At 41.7% G+C, this 19,498-nt stretch carries 14 protein-coding genes; 2 read left to right on the top strand and 12 right to left on the bottom strand.

Annotation, left to right across the window (positions count from 1 at the left end):
- Positions 1–6 precede the first annotated feature (6 nt).
- On the top strand, positions 7–2,121 hold the full coding sequence (locus CE058_RS10515) for an SA1320 family protein (RefSeq protein WP_163142411.1): 2,115 nt from the start codon (positions 7–9) through the stop codon (positions 2,119–2,121).
- A gap of 551 nt (positions 2,122–2,672) precedes the next feature.
- Here CE058_RS10515 and CE058_RS10510 read toward each other — a convergent pair.
- From CE058_RS10510 to CE058_RS10455, 12 genes are all read right to left on the bottom strand, one after another.
- Positions 2,673–2,813, bottom strand: a complete 141-nt coding sequence (locus CE058_RS10510; protein ID WP_156185207.1) for a hypothetical protein — start codon at positions 2,811–2,813, stop codon at positions 2,673–2,675.
- 266 nt (positions 2,814–3,079) lie between these two features.
- Positions 3,080–3,577, bottom strand: a complete 498-nt coding sequence (locus tag CE058_RS10505; RefSeq protein ID WP_163142408.1) for a hypothetical protein — start codon at positions 3,575–3,577, stop codon at positions 3,080–3,082.
- Between the two features lie 424 nt (positions 3,578–4,001).
- Entirely contained in the window at positions 4,002–4,301 is a 300-nt protein-coding gene (locus tag CE058_RS10500) for a hypothetical protein (RefSeq protein WP_163142405.1), read from the bottom strand.
- Between the two features lie 147 nt (positions 4,302–4,448).
- On the bottom strand, positions 4,449–6,095 hold the full coding sequence (locus CE058_RS10495; RefSeq protein WP_048011227.1) for a glycoside hydrolase family 13 protein: 1,647 nt from the start codon (positions 6,093–6,095) through the stop codon (positions 4,449–4,451).
- A gap of 36 nt (positions 6,096–6,131) precedes the next feature.
- Positions 6,132–7,400, bottom strand: a complete 1,269-nt coding sequence (locus tag CE058_RS10490) for an FAD-dependent oxidoreductase (RefSeq protein WP_048011228.1) — start codon at positions 7,398–7,400, stop codon at positions 6,132–6,134.
- Positions 7,401–7,412: 12 nt separating this feature from the next.
- Positions 7,413–8,246: a carbohydrate ABC transporter permease gene (locus tag CE058_RS10485; RefSeq protein ID WP_053071390.1), complete on the bottom strand. Its 834-nt coding sequence runs from the start codon at positions 8,244–8,246 to the stop codon at positions 7,413–7,415.
- A 12-nt stretch (positions 8,247–8,258) separates the two neighbouring features.
- A complete protein-coding gene (locus CE058_RS10480; RefSeq protein ID WP_204260532.1) occupies positions 8,259–9,182 on the bottom strand; it encodes a carbohydrate ABC transporter permease in 924 nt (307 codons plus the stop codon).
- Positions 9,183–9,235: 53 nt separating this feature from the next.
- Positions 9,236–10,504: an ABC transporter substrate-binding protein gene (locus tag CE058_RS10475; protein WP_163142402.1), complete on the bottom strand. Its 1,269-nt coding sequence runs from the start codon at positions 10,502–10,504 to the stop codon at positions 9,236–9,238.
- 26 nt (positions 10,505–10,530) lie between these two features.
- Positions 10,531–11,556, bottom strand: coding sequence for a LacI family DNA-binding transcriptional regulator (locus tag CE058_RS10470; RefSeq protein WP_163142399.1), 1,026 nt, complete (start codon positions 11,554–11,556; stop codon positions 10,531–10,533).
- A 257-nt stretch (positions 11,557–11,813) separates the two neighbouring features.
- Entirely contained in the window at positions 11,814–13,793 is a 1,980-nt protein-coding gene (locus CE058_RS10465) for a bifunctional metallophosphatase/5'-nucleotidase (RefSeq protein ID WP_227888442.1), read from the bottom strand.
- A gap of 70 nt (positions 13,794–13,863) precedes the next feature.
- Complete coding sequence (locus CE058_RS10460) at positions 13,864–16,644, bottom strand: DUF6359 domain-containing protein (protein WP_163142394.1); 2,781 nt, start codon at positions 16,642–16,644, stop codon at positions 13,864–13,866.
- Positions 16,645–17,159: 515 nt separating this feature from the next.
- Positions 17,160–17,726, bottom strand: coding sequence for a LysM peptidoglycan-binding domain-containing protein (locus CE058_RS10455; protein WP_048011233.1), 567 nt, complete (start codon positions 17,724–17,726; stop codon positions 17,160–17,162).
- A 331-nt stretch (positions 17,727–18,057) separates the two neighbouring features.
- Here CE058_RS10455 and CE058_RS10450 point away from each other — a divergent pair, with 331 nt between their 5' ends.
- Positions 18,058–19,479, top strand: a complete 1,422-nt coding sequence (locus CE058_RS10450; RefSeq protein ID WP_286167962.1) for a YfcC family protein — start codon at positions 18,058–18,060, stop codon at positions 19,477–19,479.
- The last annotated feature ends 19 nt before the right edge of the window (positions 19,480–19,498 follow it).

The raw sequence follows: 19,498 nt of genomic DNA, 5'->3' as shown, positions 1-19,498 counted from the left end.
GAATATATGGATACTCTAAAGGGTTCACCAAATATTAATAAGGATATTGCAGCTAATAATGATAAAGATTTAGTGGAACTGGCTGGCCTTCATGCCTATACCTATCCGCTATTTGAATCAGTGCTGCAAGTAAATAATACAGATTATACGGTTATTGATACCCATTATGAAAACCCCACTGGCCTTGATGCAATGACAGTAGTAAATATGGAAACAGAGGAAATATCCATCATTTATGTCGGCACCGATGCAAGCGGAAAATATGGCAAGAAGGATATTCTGACAGATGCCCAGCTTTTAAGTGACCTGACTCCGGCCCAGCTGGCGGCAGCAAGAAGTTATTATACTGAAATGAACCAAAAGTTTAACCAGGTTGGCGGTGTTCAATCGATCGCAGGAAATTCACTTGGCGGCGGTCTGGTTGGTGCAGTAGCAGTGGAAAATCCAGATGTAAACGCTGTTACTTTAAACCCTGCACTGCTTCCTGAGGGGATGGTGGATCCTAACCAAACGTATGACAACATCACAAACTACTTCAGCAGCTACGATGTGCTGACTCAGACTTTAATCGCATTGGATCTGCATGGCAGGATTCCGGGAAAACAGTATGAAATCTTCAATGGGATTCCAGAATTCTCAAAGCTTGCTACAAACCATACAGGCTATCTGAGGAATGAAGATGGCACTCAGTTTTATGTTATCGGAGAAGTCGGCAAGCCGGGTTATGGAAAAATCTATGTGGATGCAGATGCCCATATCGTATCCAGCATTTGGACGGGAGTACCGCTGTATGGCGGGCACTCAGACCGCATTGAGATTAACAAGGAGAACCTTGATCTTCTGGCTTCCTCCCTGCAAAACCATGTAATGGAAAGACTGAATCTTGCTCACGAATACTTGGGCAATTCGGTTGCCATTGTAGACGATGAAGCCAGCCGTTATTATGAACGGCTCAGCCGTCTGCAGAAGATTTTCGAAGAGATGTTTGAAAATCTGATCAGTGAGCCTCTGTTCATGGGGATTACTTCGATCAGCAACCGATTAACAGCCGAAATTGACCATTTGGTTTCTTTGTTAAATGTGGCGGAAAGTCATGCTAAATCCCTGAACTATATACTGAATTCACCGCCTGCTGAGCTGCTTGAACATATTTTCCGGACGAACGTCAGCGTGGAGGGCATCTTTAATGAAATCCGCGGCTTTTTGTATGATTTGAAAGCAGATGTTCAGGATCTTTCCAAAAGCCTTATCCGGATTATTTCCAATAAAATCCCGGAACTTTTTGAGGGCGGAAAAGAACTTTGGTATGATGCTGTAGTCAGTGAATTAAAAGCCCATTATGGAATCGTGAACAATAACAGGGATAAGCTTCTTTCGCATATCAGCGAATATCAGAAACAAGTTCAGGATGTTGCCTCTAACTTTAATGCCCGGGACCTTTCCCTGGGACAGTCGATTAGAAGCAAATCCACCCATTCCAATTCCATATCCGTACAGGGAACGAATACGTATAAGCTGGAAGATTCCCCATATATGGAGCTGAGGATGAAGATTAAGGAATTCCAGATGGATACGTCTTATTCTGCTTTCACTGCATCAACCCAGGCACTTCTCTTTCCTATATTGCATAAGGGCTGGGTGATTACCCTGAACATTGAAAATGCATTAGAGCTAGTGTCGAGCACTATCAAAGGCGCAACCAAATTCGCCTTGGACTACACCATCCCCGGCAAGTTATTCGGCCTGTTTTCGGACTTTGACGATAAAATCCGAAACAGCGTCAACAACGCGCTGGAGCCTTTGGATGAATTTGCCGGTACGATTGAAGGCATCAGAAAAGGATTAGACCGATTAATGGCGGAATACCCTACTCTATTAGAGAATTTCAGGCCTTATGTTGAGACAGCCATATTCAATAACAGCGGCTACTATAATGTCCACCTCTATAACCTTGCATCCATTGCTATTTTAAGAGAAATGGAAATGCTGTTTGATGATGTGGTGTATCAGCTTGGGAATCACAAAGCTGAAGCGATTGAGGCATTGTGTGAGGTTTCGAAAAAAGTGAAGGGGAATATGGGGGTATTGTACGAACAGGTGGATCGCGGGACGATAAATTAATAGGCATAAATAAACCGAGCTGAGTGGCAGCTCGGTTTTCCTTTTATATAGGCTGTATTTGATAGTTTTTTTGCAGAATTTAATTGTCTATTTGCAATTTGATTATTCTATTTGCAGGTTTCCGGCAGCTATTTGCAATTTTGATTGCTCTATTTGCAAGTTTCAGGCTCCTATTTGCAAGCCCATTGTTTATTTGCAGGTTTCCAGCGGCTATTTGCAATTTCAATTGCTCTATTTGCAAGTTTCAGGCTCCTATTTGCAAGCCCATTGTTTATTTGCAGGTTTCCACCAGCTATTTGCAAATTTCATTGCTGTATTTGCAGGTTTCCGGCAGCTATTTGCAGCCTCATTGTTTATTTGCAGGTTTCCACCAGCTATTTGCAAATTTCATTGCTCTATTTGCAGGTTTCCGGCTCCTATTTGCAACCTCATTGTTTATTTGCAGGTTTCCACCAGCTATTTGCAAATTTCATTGCTGTATTTGCAGGTTTCCGGCTCCTATTTGCAAGTCCACATGTTTATTTGCAAGTTTCCGGCAGCTATTTGCAAGCTCATTGTTTATTTGCAGATTTCCAGCGGCTATTTGCAAATTCAATTGCTCTATTTGCAGGTTTCAGGCTCCTATTTGCAGCCTCATTGTTTATTTGCAGGTTTCCAGCAGCTATTTGCAAATTTGATTGCTCTATTTGCAAGTTTCAGGCTCCTATTTGCAAGCCCATTGTTTATTTGCAGATTTCCAGCGGCTATTTGCAATTTTCATTGCTCTATTTGCAGGTTTCCGACAGCTATTTGCAGCCTCATTGTTTATTTGCAGGTTTCAGGCTCCTATTTGCAAATTTAATTCCTCTATTTGCAGATTCCATAATTCTATTTGCAAATTCGCCAAACCGCCAAAGGCCTGCTCTTTATGCAGCCGCTGGTAAGTGTAGTGTACGATTTAAACAAACGTTAGATTGAATTATTCTGCCCTCTCAAGATACTCCCCTAACAGCTCTCTAAAAAGCCCATTCAATTCCTTATTTTTCTGCTCCTTCAGCCATTCCACCTGGTTAATGGGCAGGTTTAATTTAAGTGTGATTTTTTCATTCGGCATTTCCACTTTTCGAATCTCTTCCAGGGTAATGCCAGCTTCAATATCGGGAAAATCGGGAGCATCCTCTCTTATTCTTAAGAGCCCTTCATATGACTCTTCCGGATCTATTTCGCAAAATAAGCTCAGCCGGGGCAGCTTTCCTGGCACAGCCTTTAGAAACATAAAGGAGCTTATCTGCCTGCCGTCATCCAATACAACTTCTGTGATCAGACTGTCCCTATCCTGATATTTTCTTAGAGTAACTTCGCTAACAATCATGTCTACTTCCAGCGTACTTCCGGATGACGATTCAAAAATATAGAGGGCACTGTTAAACACATATATTTCTTCTCCATCAAGATTTATAAACTTTATAGCAGACATCCTTGTTCCTCCCATATTCCATAAAAGCTGCATCAAACTATGGCATTGTTTTAGCATAATTTAATGGGTCAACATTCAATGTAAATCTATAAATATAATGTAACATACGAAAGCATAGCCCACTATATATACGTACCCTTTAAATGTTACTAAGTTCGGAGCAAGGCTTTGCTAAAGAAATTTCAGGAGAAGTTCTGAGGAACTAGGGTGTGCTCTCTTCCAGCACTAATTTTTCAATATATCTTAAACAAAGAAAAACACTCTAGATGCTGGCATCTACAGTGCTTGACTTTTTGTTTGAAATTTTTTGTGGGGGGTTTAGCAATAACCAAAGAAGAGAAAAAGAGGGGAAAATATAAACTTTGCCGTGTAAATGATCTGTTAAATTACACTTTGAGTTTTAATTTCAAAGGAGATTGACTTTTCAAGTAAGCTGTCTTTTGATATTGCCAATATCTCTTTCATTTCTTGCGGGTTTCTCCCATATAAAATCCTGGTCTCTTTCAAGGACTTTAAAGTGCTCTAAGATCTCTTGATGGCGCTGATCACTTTTAGTTTCCAGCTTCTGCAGCTCTTGTTTCATACCTTGCTGCTCTTGTTTCATACCTTGCTGCTCTTGTTTCATCTCTTGTTGTTCTTTTTTCATTTCCTGCATATCAGATTGAAGACTGCCAACCATTTTTATTAATTGGGCAAGCATATTTTCCATTTTTGCTTCGTTCATTGTTCACACCTCCTCTATTATAGTATATAACAAATTTCCTAAGGTAAATGTGACAATTTTGGGTGAACATGGGGACGGTTCAACCGTCCTCATGCTTTCCAGCTTACTGGTAAGAATAACTTTATACTATGCAAGAGGTTCATCATTTCACCGCTTGTTCAAAATTCTATAAATCCTTGCTTCATAAGGGTGCATAACTAGCTTTTCTGCAGAATCTCCTACTGGAATTTCAGCATAATTGCCAAGCAGAAGTTCTTTCCCGGTACCATGTGCAATCTCCGGTAATTTGACCTCATTTGTTCTTTCACTTTGATTAAGGACTATCAGCCATGTAACTTCCCCCAAAGACCGGGTATAGATATATAATTCTTCCTGACCATCAGAGTGATCCGCATAGTCACCGTAAACCATAACTTCATTTTCTTTCCGCAATGCTATCAGCTTTTTATAATAATGGAAGACGGAGTCCGGAGTTTCAAGCTCCCTTTTAACATTGATTTCTTTGTAATTCGGGTTTACTTTTATCCATGAAATACCGCTTGTGAAACCGGCGTTTTTGCTGTCATCCCACTGTACAGGTGTTCGTGAGTTGTCTCTGCTTAGCGGCTGCAGATCTTTAAGGACCTGAACAGGATCTTCACCCCGTCTTACCAGCTCATTGTACTTATTTTTCATAGCGATGTCCCGGTAATCTGAGATATTTTCGAAACATACACCGGTCATTCCTATTTCTTCCCCTTGAAAAATATAGGGAGTTCCCGGCATGGTATGAACTAGCGTACCGAGTAATTTAGCCGATTCTACCCGGTATTCCCCATCATTTCCATATCTGGTTACCTGCCGTGTATGATCGTGGTTATTTAAAAACTGCGAGTTCCAGCCTTTCCCCTTTAACCCTTCATACCACTGCTTCTGAATTTCCTTGTATCGAAGCATATCCCAGGATGGCATATCATCAGCCACCTGAAAATGGAATAAGGTATGGAGTTCATTTCGATCTTCTCCAACGTATAATAAGCCATCTTCAGGCGTGACAAATGGGATTTCCCCCACCGTCATGATGTCATAGTGTTTAAGGACTTCATGGTTCATTTCCTGCAGGTATTCATGTATTCCCGGGTTATTGCCTAAGTAGGAGAGGTCATACGGGTTAGCCGCATCTCTATAGTCCTTCTGTTTTGCCAGCAGATTGATAACATCCATACGGAATCCGTCTATTCCTTTATCGAGCCAAAAACGCATGATCCTGTAGATTTCTTCACGCACTTCGCGATTTTCCCAGTTCAGGTCAGGCTGTTCTGCAGCAAAAGAATGGAAATAATATTGGCCCGTTTTCTCTTCCAGCGTCCACGGTGAGGGGGCAAAGTAGGAGCGCCAATTGTTTGGTTCTTTTCCATCTTTAGCATCTTTCCAGATATACCAGTCTCTTTTCGGGTTATCCTTCGAAGACCTGGACGCCAGAAACCATGGATGCTGATCAGACGTATGATTAACGACTAAGTCCATAATTATTTTCATACCAAGGTTATGAACTTCAGAGATTAACCGCTCGACAGTTTGCATATCCCCTGCCTTTTCCATTACCCCATAATAATCCGATATATCATATCCATTATCTTTGTCAGGAGATTGATACATAGGATTCAGCCAGATGACGTCCGCCCCAAGATCTTTAATGTAATGCAGCTTTAACAGAAGGCCTTCCAGGTCACCGATCCCGTCTCCATTGGAGTCATAGAAACTTCTCCAATATACCTGATAGACCACCGATTCTTTCCACCATGTTTTTTTCAAGACTATCCCCCGCCTTCACACATCCTGATAAATAGGTCAGCTTGATGAAATACTTTCCCTGATAAAGCAATTCTCTTTTAATAGATTGCTTCTTAACTCTTCCGTATTAAGTGCTTTAGGATGGATGCCCTTATCGACAGACAGTGCTGCTGCCATGCCTGCTGCCTGGCCCATTGCATAGCATGTCGGCTGAATACGGAGGGAAGAATGAGCTTCATGTGTAGAAGAAATACATCTCCCCGCTACCAGAAGGTTATCGAAATCCTTTGGAAGCAGGCAGCGGTAAGGAATGTCATACCATTGACCCTTCGGCAGAATCACCTTCTCAGTCCCGGCCCCTGTTGGATTATGAATATCAATCATATAGGAGCAGGAAGCAATAGCATCATCAAACTTTCGGCATTCCAATACGTCATCAGCAGTTAAAACATATTCACCCATAATCCGGCGTGATTCACGAATGCCAATTTGCGGACCTGTCGTAACCAGGTAAGAGTTTTCAAACCCTTCCACGTTTTCCTGCATATATTCAACAATCTCTTTGACTTGCTTTCTGCCTTCGATTTCTGCTCTCGTTAAATCATCCACATCAAGGGCATCCACGTTGACAATGCGGGTCATATTAATCATGACCTCTCCTTCACGGGGCATCTTAAAAAATAATACCCTTCCCTGTGGAAGCCTTTCATCATCAACTGCATACTCACAAGCTTTTTTCCGGTTTGTGACTCCACCCATTTTGAACATAATGCTTGCAGGCTGACACTGGCCATCAGACTCACGTCCAATCTTGAATTCCGCTCCTGCTCTGGCTGCCAGATCGCCATCCCCCGTACAATCAATGAATGTTTTTGCTTTTAACAACTGACGTCCTGATTTGCTTTCAATGATTATCCCTGAAATCAGATTCCCCTCTGTCACCGCATCGACCACAAAAGAATGGAATTGAAGCCGGACCCCGCTTTCGAGAGCCATTTCATTCAGGACATATTTATAAACTTCAGGATCAAAGGACCAGGCATGCCCTCCTCCTCCAAATGCTCCCGCCTCCTTCAGACGATCAATCATTTCCTGAAAGATGCCTTTCACCAGCTGGGTTTTCCCTGAAGAAAAACTCATAAACGGATTTACAAGTGCAGCGGAGCCCATTCCTCCTAAAAAACCATTGCGTTCAAGCAGGATGGTATCTGCACCCTGCCTTGCTGATGCAATCGCAGCCGCAATCCCGGCAGGGCCGCCGCCAGCTACAATCACATCTGCCTGTTTTGAAATCTCTATATTTTTTATCTGAGTATACATTTCCATCTCCAATTCCTCCTATCCCTTTACCCCTGATGATGCGATTCCTTCTACCAAATAACGCTGAAAAACAATAAAGATTAAAGCTATCGGAATCATGGATAAGGCAGATGCCGCCATTAAAAGATTCCATTTTACCTCATACTGCCCCTGGAACTGAGTTAAGGCGACTTGAAGCGTCATCATATCCGGTGAATCCAGCATAATTAATGGCCATAAAAATTCATTCCAGGCTCCAAGAAACGTTAAGATTCCCAAGGTGACCAGTGCCGGTTTTGTTAAAGGCAAAATAATCTGCCAGAAAATCCGGAATTCCGAGCATCCGTCAATTCGGGCTGCTTCCATAAGCTCAGTTGGAATGGTGCTCATAAACTGCCTCATCAGGAAAACCCCATAAGCGTTTGCCACCAGCGGCAGGATAACAGACCAATAAGAATTTAACAATCCGATTTTTGACATCATCAGAAAAATCGGAATCATAATGACTTGCATGGGAATCATCATCGTTCCCAGGAATAACAGAAAGAGCAGTTTCTTTCCCATAAAGTTAAATTTCGCAAACGTATAGCCCGCCAAAGAACAGATAAATAAGGTAATGACTGTTGTTAATACCGATATAATCGACGTGTTAATAAAATATTGAGTGAAGTCACCCGAGTTCCATGCTGCTATAAAATTTCCCCAATTTGCATCCTTGGGCAGGAATGTAGGAGGACTTGTAAAGATTTCATTATTGGGCTTCAAAGCACTTGAAATCATCCAGACAAATGGGACAAGCATCCCAATTGAACCGAATATCAAAAATGCATATAAAGGTATTCGCTTTAACATCTCTCTGCTTTTATTGCTCATAGAAGGTCCCTCCTAGAATTCACTGTCGGATTTAAACACTCTCATTTGAACCAGCGTTAAAATAAATAGAATGATAAAGAATACATATGCTGCCGCAGATGCATACCCCATATCAAATCGCTGGAATGCCTCCTGATAAATATAATGAACAAGAACCATTGTGCTCGTGCCAGGTCCGCCGCCTGTTATGACATACGCCAGATCAAATATTTTAAATGAACCGATTAACGTAATGATGAGTACAAATAGTGTTGTAGGCTTCAGGAGCTGTACGGTAATATGCCAAAATTTCTGCCAGGAATTAGCACCATCGATTTCTGCAGCTTCATATACACTGCTCGGAATGGCCTGTAAACCGGCAAGAAATAACAACAGGTTGCTCCCTAGTCCTTTCCAGATACTTACAATAATCAAAACAATCATTGCCTGATCTGAATCAATCAGCATATTCTGCAGCGGCAAGCCAAGCTTTTCTAATACATAGTTGATAAAGCCGTAGCTTGGACTGAACATCCATTGCCAGACCAATCCGACGACAACCATGGAAAGAACTACCGGGAAGAAAAAGGCAGCCCGGTAAAATCCTAAGCCCCTTATCTTCTGATTCAAAAGCACCGCAAAAAATAAAGCGATGGCCACCTTTAAAGGAACAGAAAGAGAGAAGATTAGAGTGTTCTTAATCGAAATCCAGAAAAGCGGATCTTTGAATAGACGCACATAGTTTTCAACGCCTACAAATTCGGGCGTTCCAATCATTCCCCATTGGTGGAAGCTCATAAAGAAAGCAAATAAAACCGGGAAGAATAAAAATAGGGAGAAAATAAGAAGAACAGGTGACATAAATCCAATCGGAGTTAATTTTTGTTTCCATTTATATCGTTTTGCCGCCAGATGATTGCGTCCTTCTTTCACTTCTATTGACTTGACCAAATCCATGTAATATCACCCCTGGAATTAGAAAGGAGGGGATGCTGCCCCTCCATCCTTCATTATTTTTTTAGCACCGAATTGTTTATTTGCTTTTCCATAGATTCAGCAGCTTCTTGCGGAGACTTTTCGCCTAAGATCACCGATTGCATTTCGCTTGTCAGAATTGATTTATAGCCTAAGTATTCAGGAATTGAAAAATCTTTCACTGCAAATTCAGGAACACTATTAATCTCGTTAATAATGATTTGCATTCCTTCATCAATAGCCCCATAATCCACAGATTCCTGTGCACTCGTCCGGGTAGGAACGACCCCTTCTTTAGCTGCAAACTCAGCCATTTTCTCTTCGCTTGTTAAGTATTTCATCAGTTTGACTGCTTCTTTTGGATGCTTTGTCTCATTAAAAGAAACAATGTTCGCCCCGCCCAGCTTCGTTGCCGTTACTTCTTTTTTCGGCAAGTATGTCACACCATATTCAAACCCTTGAATATCTTTTTCAAATGAATTGATCAGTCCAGAGAAAGTGATAACCATTGGAAGCTGTCCCTGCTTGAATAGCTCATCTGATTTTTCTGACCCGATAAAGGACTCTTTGGAAGCCAGACCTATATCAAATAATGATTTGAAAAATTCGATGGACTCAATGGAGGAATCAGAATTGATTCCAGCAGATTTTTGGTCTTCACTTAAGACAGTTCCCTTATTTTGATAAAGGAATGGAAGAAATTGTGATACATCACTTCCTGTGCTGACACCATATTTTAAGTTGTTGGCACTTTTTACTTTTTCCGCAGCTGCAGCGAATTCTTCCCAGTTCCATGTTGTTTCAATGGATTCAGGTACTTTCACGCCAGCTTTTTCAAAAAGATCTTTATTATAGAAAACAGCAATGCTGTCTGTAAAATGAGGAACTCCCACTACTTTATCTCCATTCTTTACACTTACAAGAGTAGAAGGGAGAAAATCATCCTTCTCTTCCTTAAGATCGCCGGAAACATCCAAAAGCAGATCCATATTGGCATATCGCTGAGTTGCTAGTACTGGAGTGTATAATAAGTCAGGTGTTCTGCCTCCAGCAATCATTGTTTCAATTTTTTCAAAGAATTGATCTAAAGGAATTTTTTCAACATTTACTTTAATGTCGGGATTTTCTTTTTCAAATTCCTTAATTTGTTCTACAAGAGTTGGGCTGTCATTATTAAGGATGAAACGGAGTTCAACTTTTCCGTCTTCACCGCCTCCGTTCTCAGATCCACCGCAAGCGCTTACAAACAGGGATAAAATAAGGACGAATGCGAACAGCAAAGACATTTTACTTTTTCTTAACATCTTAATCCTCCTCAAAAAATATGAATTTATAATTTTTTACATGAGCTATTTTTCATAAAGTGAAGATCGATAAAATTGGCCTTAGGCGTTGCATTTCCTTCCAGTAAAGAAATCGCCATCTTTGCTGCCTCCCTGCCCAGCTCCACCTTAGGGATTCGGATAGTGGAAAGCTCCAGCCCAATAAAGTCATTAAACTGTTCATTAAGCTCCTGGTTATCATCAAATCCAATAACGGAGATATCCTCCGGAATCTGAAGGCCTGCTTCCTTAATGGCAGTCGTTGCCCCAATCGTTGCATACGTGTTGTTAATAATCACAGCTGTGGGCTTTTGCTTCAGCAATTCTTTCATGGCGTTATAGCCATCCAATTGTGTCTGGCTTTCTTCGAAAACAAGCTGAGGATTATAGACAACATGGTGCTTAAACAGAGCTTCCTGGTATCCGAGCAATTTATCATAGTCAGGTTCAATGATTCTTGATTGTCCTATGAATCCTATTTTCGTATGCCCCAGCTCAATTAAGTGTTCAGCTGCCATCCTCGTGCCTTTCACGTAATCAGGCGATATGAAATAAGGCTGAATTCCTTCAATCTCTCTCTTTCCAATAAAGACATAAGGAAACCCTTTTTCATGTACATTCCTGATATCATGCTGATTAACCTTTACGCCCATAAATATTACACCGTCAACAAAGCTCGAATGAGTGATCCGGTCACTGTATGATTGATCTTCACGATTTGCGAAAACCAGCAGATCATACCCTAATTCAGATGCCCCCTTCTGAACTCCGTTAATAATCTCATTGTAAAAAGCAGGGTGGACGCCTTTATCGGTGTACACGACAAGCCCAAGGATGTTCGTTTTTTTCCTTGCAAGACTTCTGGCAATTAAATTGGGCTGATAATTAAGCTCTTTTATTGCCTTTAATACTTTTTGCCTGGTTTTCTCTGACACATTTCCGCTATTATTGATGACTCTGGATACGGTCATGTTAGAGACTCCGGCAGCTTTTGCGACTTCTATTAAATTTGAACTTCGAGTCACCAGCATCATCCTTCTTACTCTTTCCAAAATGTTAACGTTAACATTTCTGCTTTAAAAAAAACACTCTTAAAGGGGTTATTATGTTAGCGTTAACATAATAATAGACTCTTCGAAAATGACTGTCAATATAAAGTTTATTCTTTTTATTACCTTTCCCACTTGAGTTAGCAGAGTATCGATCCCCAATACAACAAAAAAATACCGGCCACACAGGACCGGCATTTAATATATCATTCAAGTTAGAGAATTCAATCTTTACCTACTATTTATTTAATAGTAAGCTTTTTAATATTCTCTGCTCCTCGAAGCTCCACTAAATCAATTTTCTCAATAATGACTTCTTTCACTTCTGCACCGCTAAAGTCTACGATAATCGGCTCTTTCTTAGGTGTTACACGGACACTCACATTCTTAAGGCCATCCCCCTGCAATACAGCAGCGTTTTTGAGCCAGATGCCATTTTTAATCTCTGCGGATTCTTCCACATTAATAAAAGAAACCTTGTTCACTACTAATTTCTTCTTTTTATCATCAGTAAGATTATATTCCTTTTCAAAATCCAGCTCTGTTACTGGAGGCAGACTGTCAACATCTATGATACGCCCTTCCACCGCAGGTTTGATTGTGCCCAGGCTGGATAGGTGATCCGCGAAGTTTTCCCAATCGGAAAGTCCAAGATCTGTTACTCTGCCCTCCTGGTAAGCTTTTGCGAAGACTGTATATCCATCTCCGCCTTTAGCGGTGAAAGCATTCGTAGCGATTGTGTAGGTTTGATTGTCCTGGATTTCAGTGTAAGTGCCCTGTTCATTTTTATATTCAATCGAAACAATCCGCTCACCGGCAGGTTTAGTCGAATCGAATTTTACTTTTGCACCGGACACGTGCAGGAAGCCGCCATTTTCTGCGGGATATTGTCCTACGCTGATTTCAAAGGCCTCTTTTAATTCAGCTCCCGTTACCTCCATAGTGGCTAATGTATTGCCAAATGGAAGAACAGTGATTACTTCGCCAACTGTGATTGGCCCTGCATCAATCCCTGCACGAATGCCGCCTCCATTTTGGAGTGCCATGATGACATTGCTGTTATACTGCTTTGCTTTTGCCAGCATTCCGTCTGTAATCAGGTTGCCCAGGGCGGTTTCATTTTTCCGTACACTTGGTCCTGTGCTGTCTCCGCTTGTACGCGGATTCTCAAGGGCAGCCAGCGTTTCTGCTCCGATTTCCGTGTTCTTTAATTCTTCTATCTGTGAAGAGTATTTTTCAAGCAGCACTGCTGCCTCAGGGTCCTCTGCTTTATCCGCTACTTTAATAAGCTGGCCGGCATGCCCGACTACTTTTCCTGCCTCGTCAAACTGCACATCCAGCGTTCCGAGATAATTATTGTACTGGCCGGCTTGTACAATAACTGTAGGATCCTTTGCCGCTCCTGTTTCGTCAGCTGCCACAACTACTGGGGCATTTAATTGCGTATGGCTGTGTCCGCCAACAATCACATCAATTCCATCTACTTGAGCCGCCAGGTTTAAGTCATTATCTACATTCGGGTTATCATCATAGCCAATATGTGTGACTGCCACGATTTTATTAATACCCATGCCCTCGAAAGCTTTTACTGCTTTTTCTGCTTCTTCAAGATAATCTTCGAATGTTACATTACCCGGACTTGAAATGCTGGCTGTTTCAGCTGTAGTCAAGCCAAAGAATCCTACTTTTTCTCCATTAACTTCTTTAATGATGCCATTATATATTTTACCATCAGCAGGTTCGCTCGATATAAGATCACTGAACAGTCCCTGCAGGTTGGCATCTTGAGAAAAGTTCACGTTTGAACTGACGAATGGGAATTGTGCTCCTTTTACAAAGTCAGCCAGTGCTTTATGTCCTTCCGCACTTGAACCCAAATCAAACTCATGATTACCGAAAGTCATAATGTCATAGCCCATGAGATTCATAAATTCAAGATCAGCTTGTCCAAGGAATTTATTAAAATATAAAGTTCCGGAAAAAACATCTCCTGCATCAACTAGCAGGGCATCCGGCTTTGCTTCTCTTACTTCCTTTACCGCCGTCACTTTCTTTGCGGCGCTGTCCATATTTGCGTGTGAGTCATTGGTATGCATTAACGAAAGTGTGAAATCTGAAGCTGAAGTCTCATTTGCTGAAACCAGGCCTGCCGGAATGGCTGCAGAGATGGTTAATGCTGCTGATAAGGCAACTGTAGATAATACTTTAATAGGTAATTTCATAAAAAATGCTCCTTTCAATTTTTACTCAAAGGGATTGAAAACCGGAGCTGCTGCACTCCGGCTTCAATTGTTATGCCGCTCCTTCTTCCTCATAAGGAGACTCCATTACTTCCCCATCCGAATCTTTGAAAATGATATGAGATGGATCAGCCTTTTTCCCAAGTGTCCACTTCTGCACATTTTCAGCACCGCGGATTTCCACGACTTTGTCACTTTCGATCATGACTTCTTTAATTTCTGATCCTGTTAGATCCACAACTGCCCCTTTGTTGGCGGAGCTGATGACCACTTTTGTATGTTTCAGGCCTTCGCCTTTAACGGCAGCTGATTTCTTCAGCCATAGACCCTGCGAGAGGCTGGAAGTGCCATCCATTACAACTAAAGCATTATGCGGTCCTACTACGAATTTTTTCGCATGGTGGTTTACCAGATTGAAAACATGATCATATTTAGGCTCTTCCGGTTTTGCTGCCGGCTTTAAGCTTGTCTGAATCAGGACAGGGTCATGGTCACTTGCACGGCCGTGCTCTTCCATGAAGCCAGAGTTGATATGAAGAATATCTACTTCTGTTTTCTTTGCCAGGTTGTTGGATACTAAAATATGATCGAGCACCTGTGCATTTCCCTGGTACGTATAGGTGTATCGCTCTTCAGCCGGCACTTTTTCAATCATATTAGTCAGTTCTTCGCCCTTTAGTGCCTGTAAAGGATTGGAGAATTCAAAATCGTTAAAGTCGCCAAGCAGGACGACATTGGCATCAGGGTCTTCTGCTTTGATATCCTTTACAAAACCGTTCACAACGTTAGCGATTTTCATGCGCTGGATCTCACTGCTTAAGACTGGCGGCTGCTGTTTTCCGAATAACGGAAGGTCTCCGCCTTTCGAGTTAAAATGGTTAGCTACGACAATAACGCTTTCGCCCTGGAATTCGAACTGGGCTGCCAATGCTTTACGGCTATCTTCAAAAGCTTCGTTTGTTGGATCAATTCGCCCTGGGTTCAGCGTCAGTTTGCCGTTTTCGAAATCAACAGCATCTGTCGCAGAGCCTTTTTCACCTTGGGTTAGTGTTACTCTTTCAGCGTTATAAAGGAAGCCGACACGGATGTTTCCTCCAGGCTGGCCGCCGTCCTGCTTATCTTCCGGTGCGATATCTGTGTAGGTGTAGGCTGGACCGCCGAGCTCTTTAATTTTTTCAATCAATAATGCTGCACTTTGATCTGCTGCTGTTGTGCCGCTGTCTGTTGATCCGTCATTGTCCTGTACTTCTGTCAGGCCAATGATATCCGGCTGTTTCATTTTATCTGTGATCGCTTCTGCTAATCTCGTAACCTTTTCCGCATCTGTTTTTGTTGAGAAGTTTTCAACATTATAAGAAGCGATCGTTAGTTGATCCTCTTCAGGGACAAGGCTTGTTTCTTCTCTTGTCGCAGAGCCTTCCACGAATTCCGGTAGGGAGTCTGCGTCACTTAACACTTTATAGTTACTGAAGCCGTAGCTGACAACACCCTGGATGCTGCCTTTGAAGCTGTCACCCATTTTAGCAACAAAATCTTCATCGTTAATATCAAGCGTGATTCTCTCTGGATTAAAATCATTTTCCGAAATCCGCAGGCCGCCTGCTGTTGTGTTTGTATCCACATCTCCAGGAACAACTACAAGCTCACCGTATTTCTGCGGGGCAACTACTTTAGCGTTGTCCACTTGAACCAGCATGCCTTCCAGGCTTTCATAAAAATCGATTCCATCCTGCTCTGGATCAAATTCTTTTAATTCGTCATTATCAATAATTTCTGTGGGAAGATTTTCTTTGTTAATAACCACCGGAGCAGGGAGGTTCTGACCGGAAGCAATGATTTCGATCGATGCTGCATTGATTTCTGTCACAGGAAGGTCTGTTTTCAGCTTGTCTGAATAGCCATCAAGCACCCACTCTTTAACCTGGCCTGAAACGGATACCACATCTCCTGCAGAAGCACCGTGGCCCTTTTTATAAACGAGGATACCTTCAGATGTATTTTCATCATCATCCGGCTGCTGATCCTGCATGTAGAAATTGCTGTTATCCACTACCTTAGTGACAATTCCTTCAACATCTGAAACCTGCTGGTTCGCATATTGGGAATAGTGGCCTGCACCTTGAATATCATGAATGCGCAAATCTTCCAGCCCAATCATGTACTGAAATACAGAGACCTTGCTGTCTGTTAAACCGTCTTTGACCGCTATCGCTTTAATCGTTGTCTCTTCATTAATAACGATGTGATCGGAATATACTGTGCTTTCAGCAGTCGGTTCTGATCCATCAACTGCATAATGAATTACAGCGCCATCAGTGGAAGTCGACAGTTCTACTGCTGTTCCAGCTTTAACAGGGCCCGCCTCAGGGGAAGCTGTGACAGCTGAAACCTGTGGTGTGCCAGTATCTTCTACAAATATGTAAGCTGTTGGGCTTTTTAACCCCGGGACTGAAAAGTATGCTTCAAGAGAGCCTGTAATTTGGATTTTTTTCCCGAGATGATCCGGGTTGTCCTTTAAATTCAGCTCTGTCCTGATGGAATTATTCGGCAATTGAACCGGCAGTATTTTACTGGGGTCTGTTTCACTTGGGGAATCGGCAATGGCCAAATTTGTATTCACAGAAAATGGGCCGGTATGGGTATATTTCGGTCCATTTGCGGTCGTTCCCACAATATATCCTTCAACCGTTGCAGTGCCGTTATTATCTGCAATCGCTTCTGCCACAGACTTCACTTCTTCTGCACTCGCCGCGGCAAAGGGACTGAATAGACTTAGAATTAATGCAAAAATACTCATAAAGCTAATGAACTTTATGCGCTGCTTTTCTATCATGCGATCCTCTCCTATATCCATATTTTAAAGCGTTTACACATACTACCACTCTAGTAAATCACTCTTCTTTTTAGCGTACAATCTGATATTTGTAAAAATTGAGTAAACTATAAAAAATAAGCAAATGTGCATATATAATCATCAGGTATTAAGACCCTCAAACGCGACTTCAACTAATCTTTTAGCACTAGTTTTCTGTTTTGCAGATATAATTTTATAATTTTGTAATCATAGTAACCTTTTACTAAAATGTATCCCTGGATATACTCTTGCGGAGCTTACACAGGCGGCATTTCGAATGTGACATTTTTAGAGAAATGGCCATCGCGAGGCTTTTTTTAGCTTTTTGCATGAGTGGAATTATTTTATTTGCAGTTTTGGAGATCTATTTGCAAGTTTAGGGATTCTATTTGCAACTATGATGTTTGAATTGCAATTTTATTCCTTTTATTTGCAGTGTTCACAATTAGGAATAAAAAAAGAACCTCCATTAGGGAGATTCTCTCAAGTTTATGCTACTTATAAACTTTTATAGTAACCGTTTTGCTGCCCCATTGCAGGGCTTTCTGTTTATTTGGAATGAAGACGTCAATTTTGTTGCCTCTTACAGCAGAACCTTTGTCCCCGGCAATTGCTTCCCCGTAACCTGGAACATATACTTTTGAACCCAGTGGGATGACTTTCGGATCGACTGAAATAACCTTGGCGTTCGGGTTCTTTTTCAGGTTGATTCCTGTATAGGTAATGCCGCTGCAGCCTTTGCAGCTGGCAGTGTAGGCAGTCGCTTTCACTTTAATTTCTTTATAAGCTTTCTTTGATGCAGCCTTTACAGCTGTCTTTTTAGGTGCTGCAGCTTTCGCTGAAGCTCCGGTAACTTTAAGCACTTGCTTTGGTTTAATTGTATCTGAAGATAATTTATTCCATGATTTGATTTGCTTTACGGTAACGTTATGTTTTTTAGAGATGGCCCAAAGCGTATCTCCCTTTTTTACTGTATACGTATTTCCTGCGGCTGAAGTGACATTGGAAAATCCAAACGATAGAAAAACAGCTGTGATTAAATAGATTACTAATTTCTTCATGATATCTCCTTTATGTCCCTTGATAGGAACATATTAACACCATTAGATAACAGAAAGATGTCAGTAAAACTCTTTTTTTGTTACAAATTAAGACGATTTTAATATATTTGTAATAAAAATTACCAGATTTGCATTCGAAATTGATTATGCGTATTAATATTCTTTTGAATTTGCAGCTTAATGTGCCAGGAAACTAGTAAATTTAAAACTTTACCATTTTCTAACTATTTGAAATATTTTTTAAAGAATTTTATAATAGACAGCAACTTCCTTTTACATGGTAATACTGCAGTTGTATAAAGGAAAAAACGAATGGAGGGATTTAAGAATATTGAAAGCAGAGACATCGCAAGAAACAGGAATAGAAACTAATAAGAAAAGAAAATGGGAGATGCCGGATACTTATGTTATCCTCTTCGCTGTTTTATTAATGGCAGTAGCAGCTACTTATTTTGTGCCGGCCGGAGCTTTTGAAAGAGAAATCGTCGATGAGGTAGAACGAGTTGTACCAGGTACATATTCGGAAGCGGAAGGGAATCCGACAGGTTTTATGGATATCTTCCTGGCACTTCAGGAAGGAATGGTCCAGTCTGGCGGCTTGATTTTTCTTGTTCTTTTTGCAGGCGGAGCCTTTGAGGTAGTTGAACGGTCAGGTGCTATCAAAGGAGGTATTCTACGTGCTGTTACAAAGACACAGGGAAAAGAATTCTGGCTTATCGCTGTTGTTTCTATCTTATTTGCATTAGGAGGGGCCGTCGGGGCTGTGGCCAATTCGGTTATCCCTTTTGTCGCAATCGGACTGATCATTACCCGTGCCTTAAAGCTTGATGCTCTTGTAGCAGTTTCCATTACGTTCGGGGCCACTTTTGCCGGCTTTAATGTCGGGTTCCTGAATCCCTATACGGTTGGCATCGCTCAATCGATTGCCGATGTCCCCTTATTCTCCGGAATGGCCTTAAGGCTTATCGCATTTGTTGTGATCGTAGGTGTAACCATTCTCTACACCTGGCGCTATGCCAGGAAGGTCCTTGCTGATCCATCTAAAAGCCTGGTCGGAGTATCCAATGCAACATCCTCTTTAGATGACAATCTTGAAACACCTTTCACAGGGCGGCATAAACTGATTCTCAGCTTTGTCGGATTGTCACTGCTATTTTTCATTTTTGCCACCATTCAATTCCAATGGACAATTAATCATATGGCTGCCTTTTTTATAATCATTGGTCTCATTTCGGGTATTATTGCAGGCATGAATTATAATCAAGTGGCTTTAACCTTTTTGGAAGGCTGCCAAAAGCTTGTATACGGAGCATTAATTATTGGTGTTGCCAGAGCCATTCTGATTGTCATGGAAAACGCAAGCATTCTCGATACATTTGTCCATGCACTTTCCGTTCCACTGGAAGGGCTATCCCCTATCCTGGCGACAATCGGGATGTTTGTTTCCAATGCCATTCTAAATTTCCTTGTTCCATCGGGAAGCGGGCAAGCAATGATATCGATGCCTATCCTCGCTCCTCTGGCAGATATGATTGGGATTACCCGCCAGGTTGCGGTGCAGGCCTACCAGTTTGGTGATGGATTCACCAACAGTATCTTCCCGACATCAGGTCCGCTCATGGCCAGCCTTGCCGTAGCCGGTGTACCTTGGATCAAATGGGCCAAGTGGATGATGCCGCTCTTCCTGATTTGGTGTGTGATTGCTGTTGTCATGCTTAGTGCCGGGGTTCTGATTAATTGGGGGCCTGTTTAATAAAGAGATTTAAGGCACC

This window comes from Bacillus sp. 22-7, assembly GCF_010628845.1.
Classification (GTDB): Bacteria; Bacillota; Bacilli; order Bacillales; family Cytobacillaceae; genus Cytobacillus; species Cytobacillus firmus_B.
The sequence above is the reverse complement of the archived record's forward strand: the minus strand, read 5'-3'. Positions and strand labels throughout refer to the sequence as shown.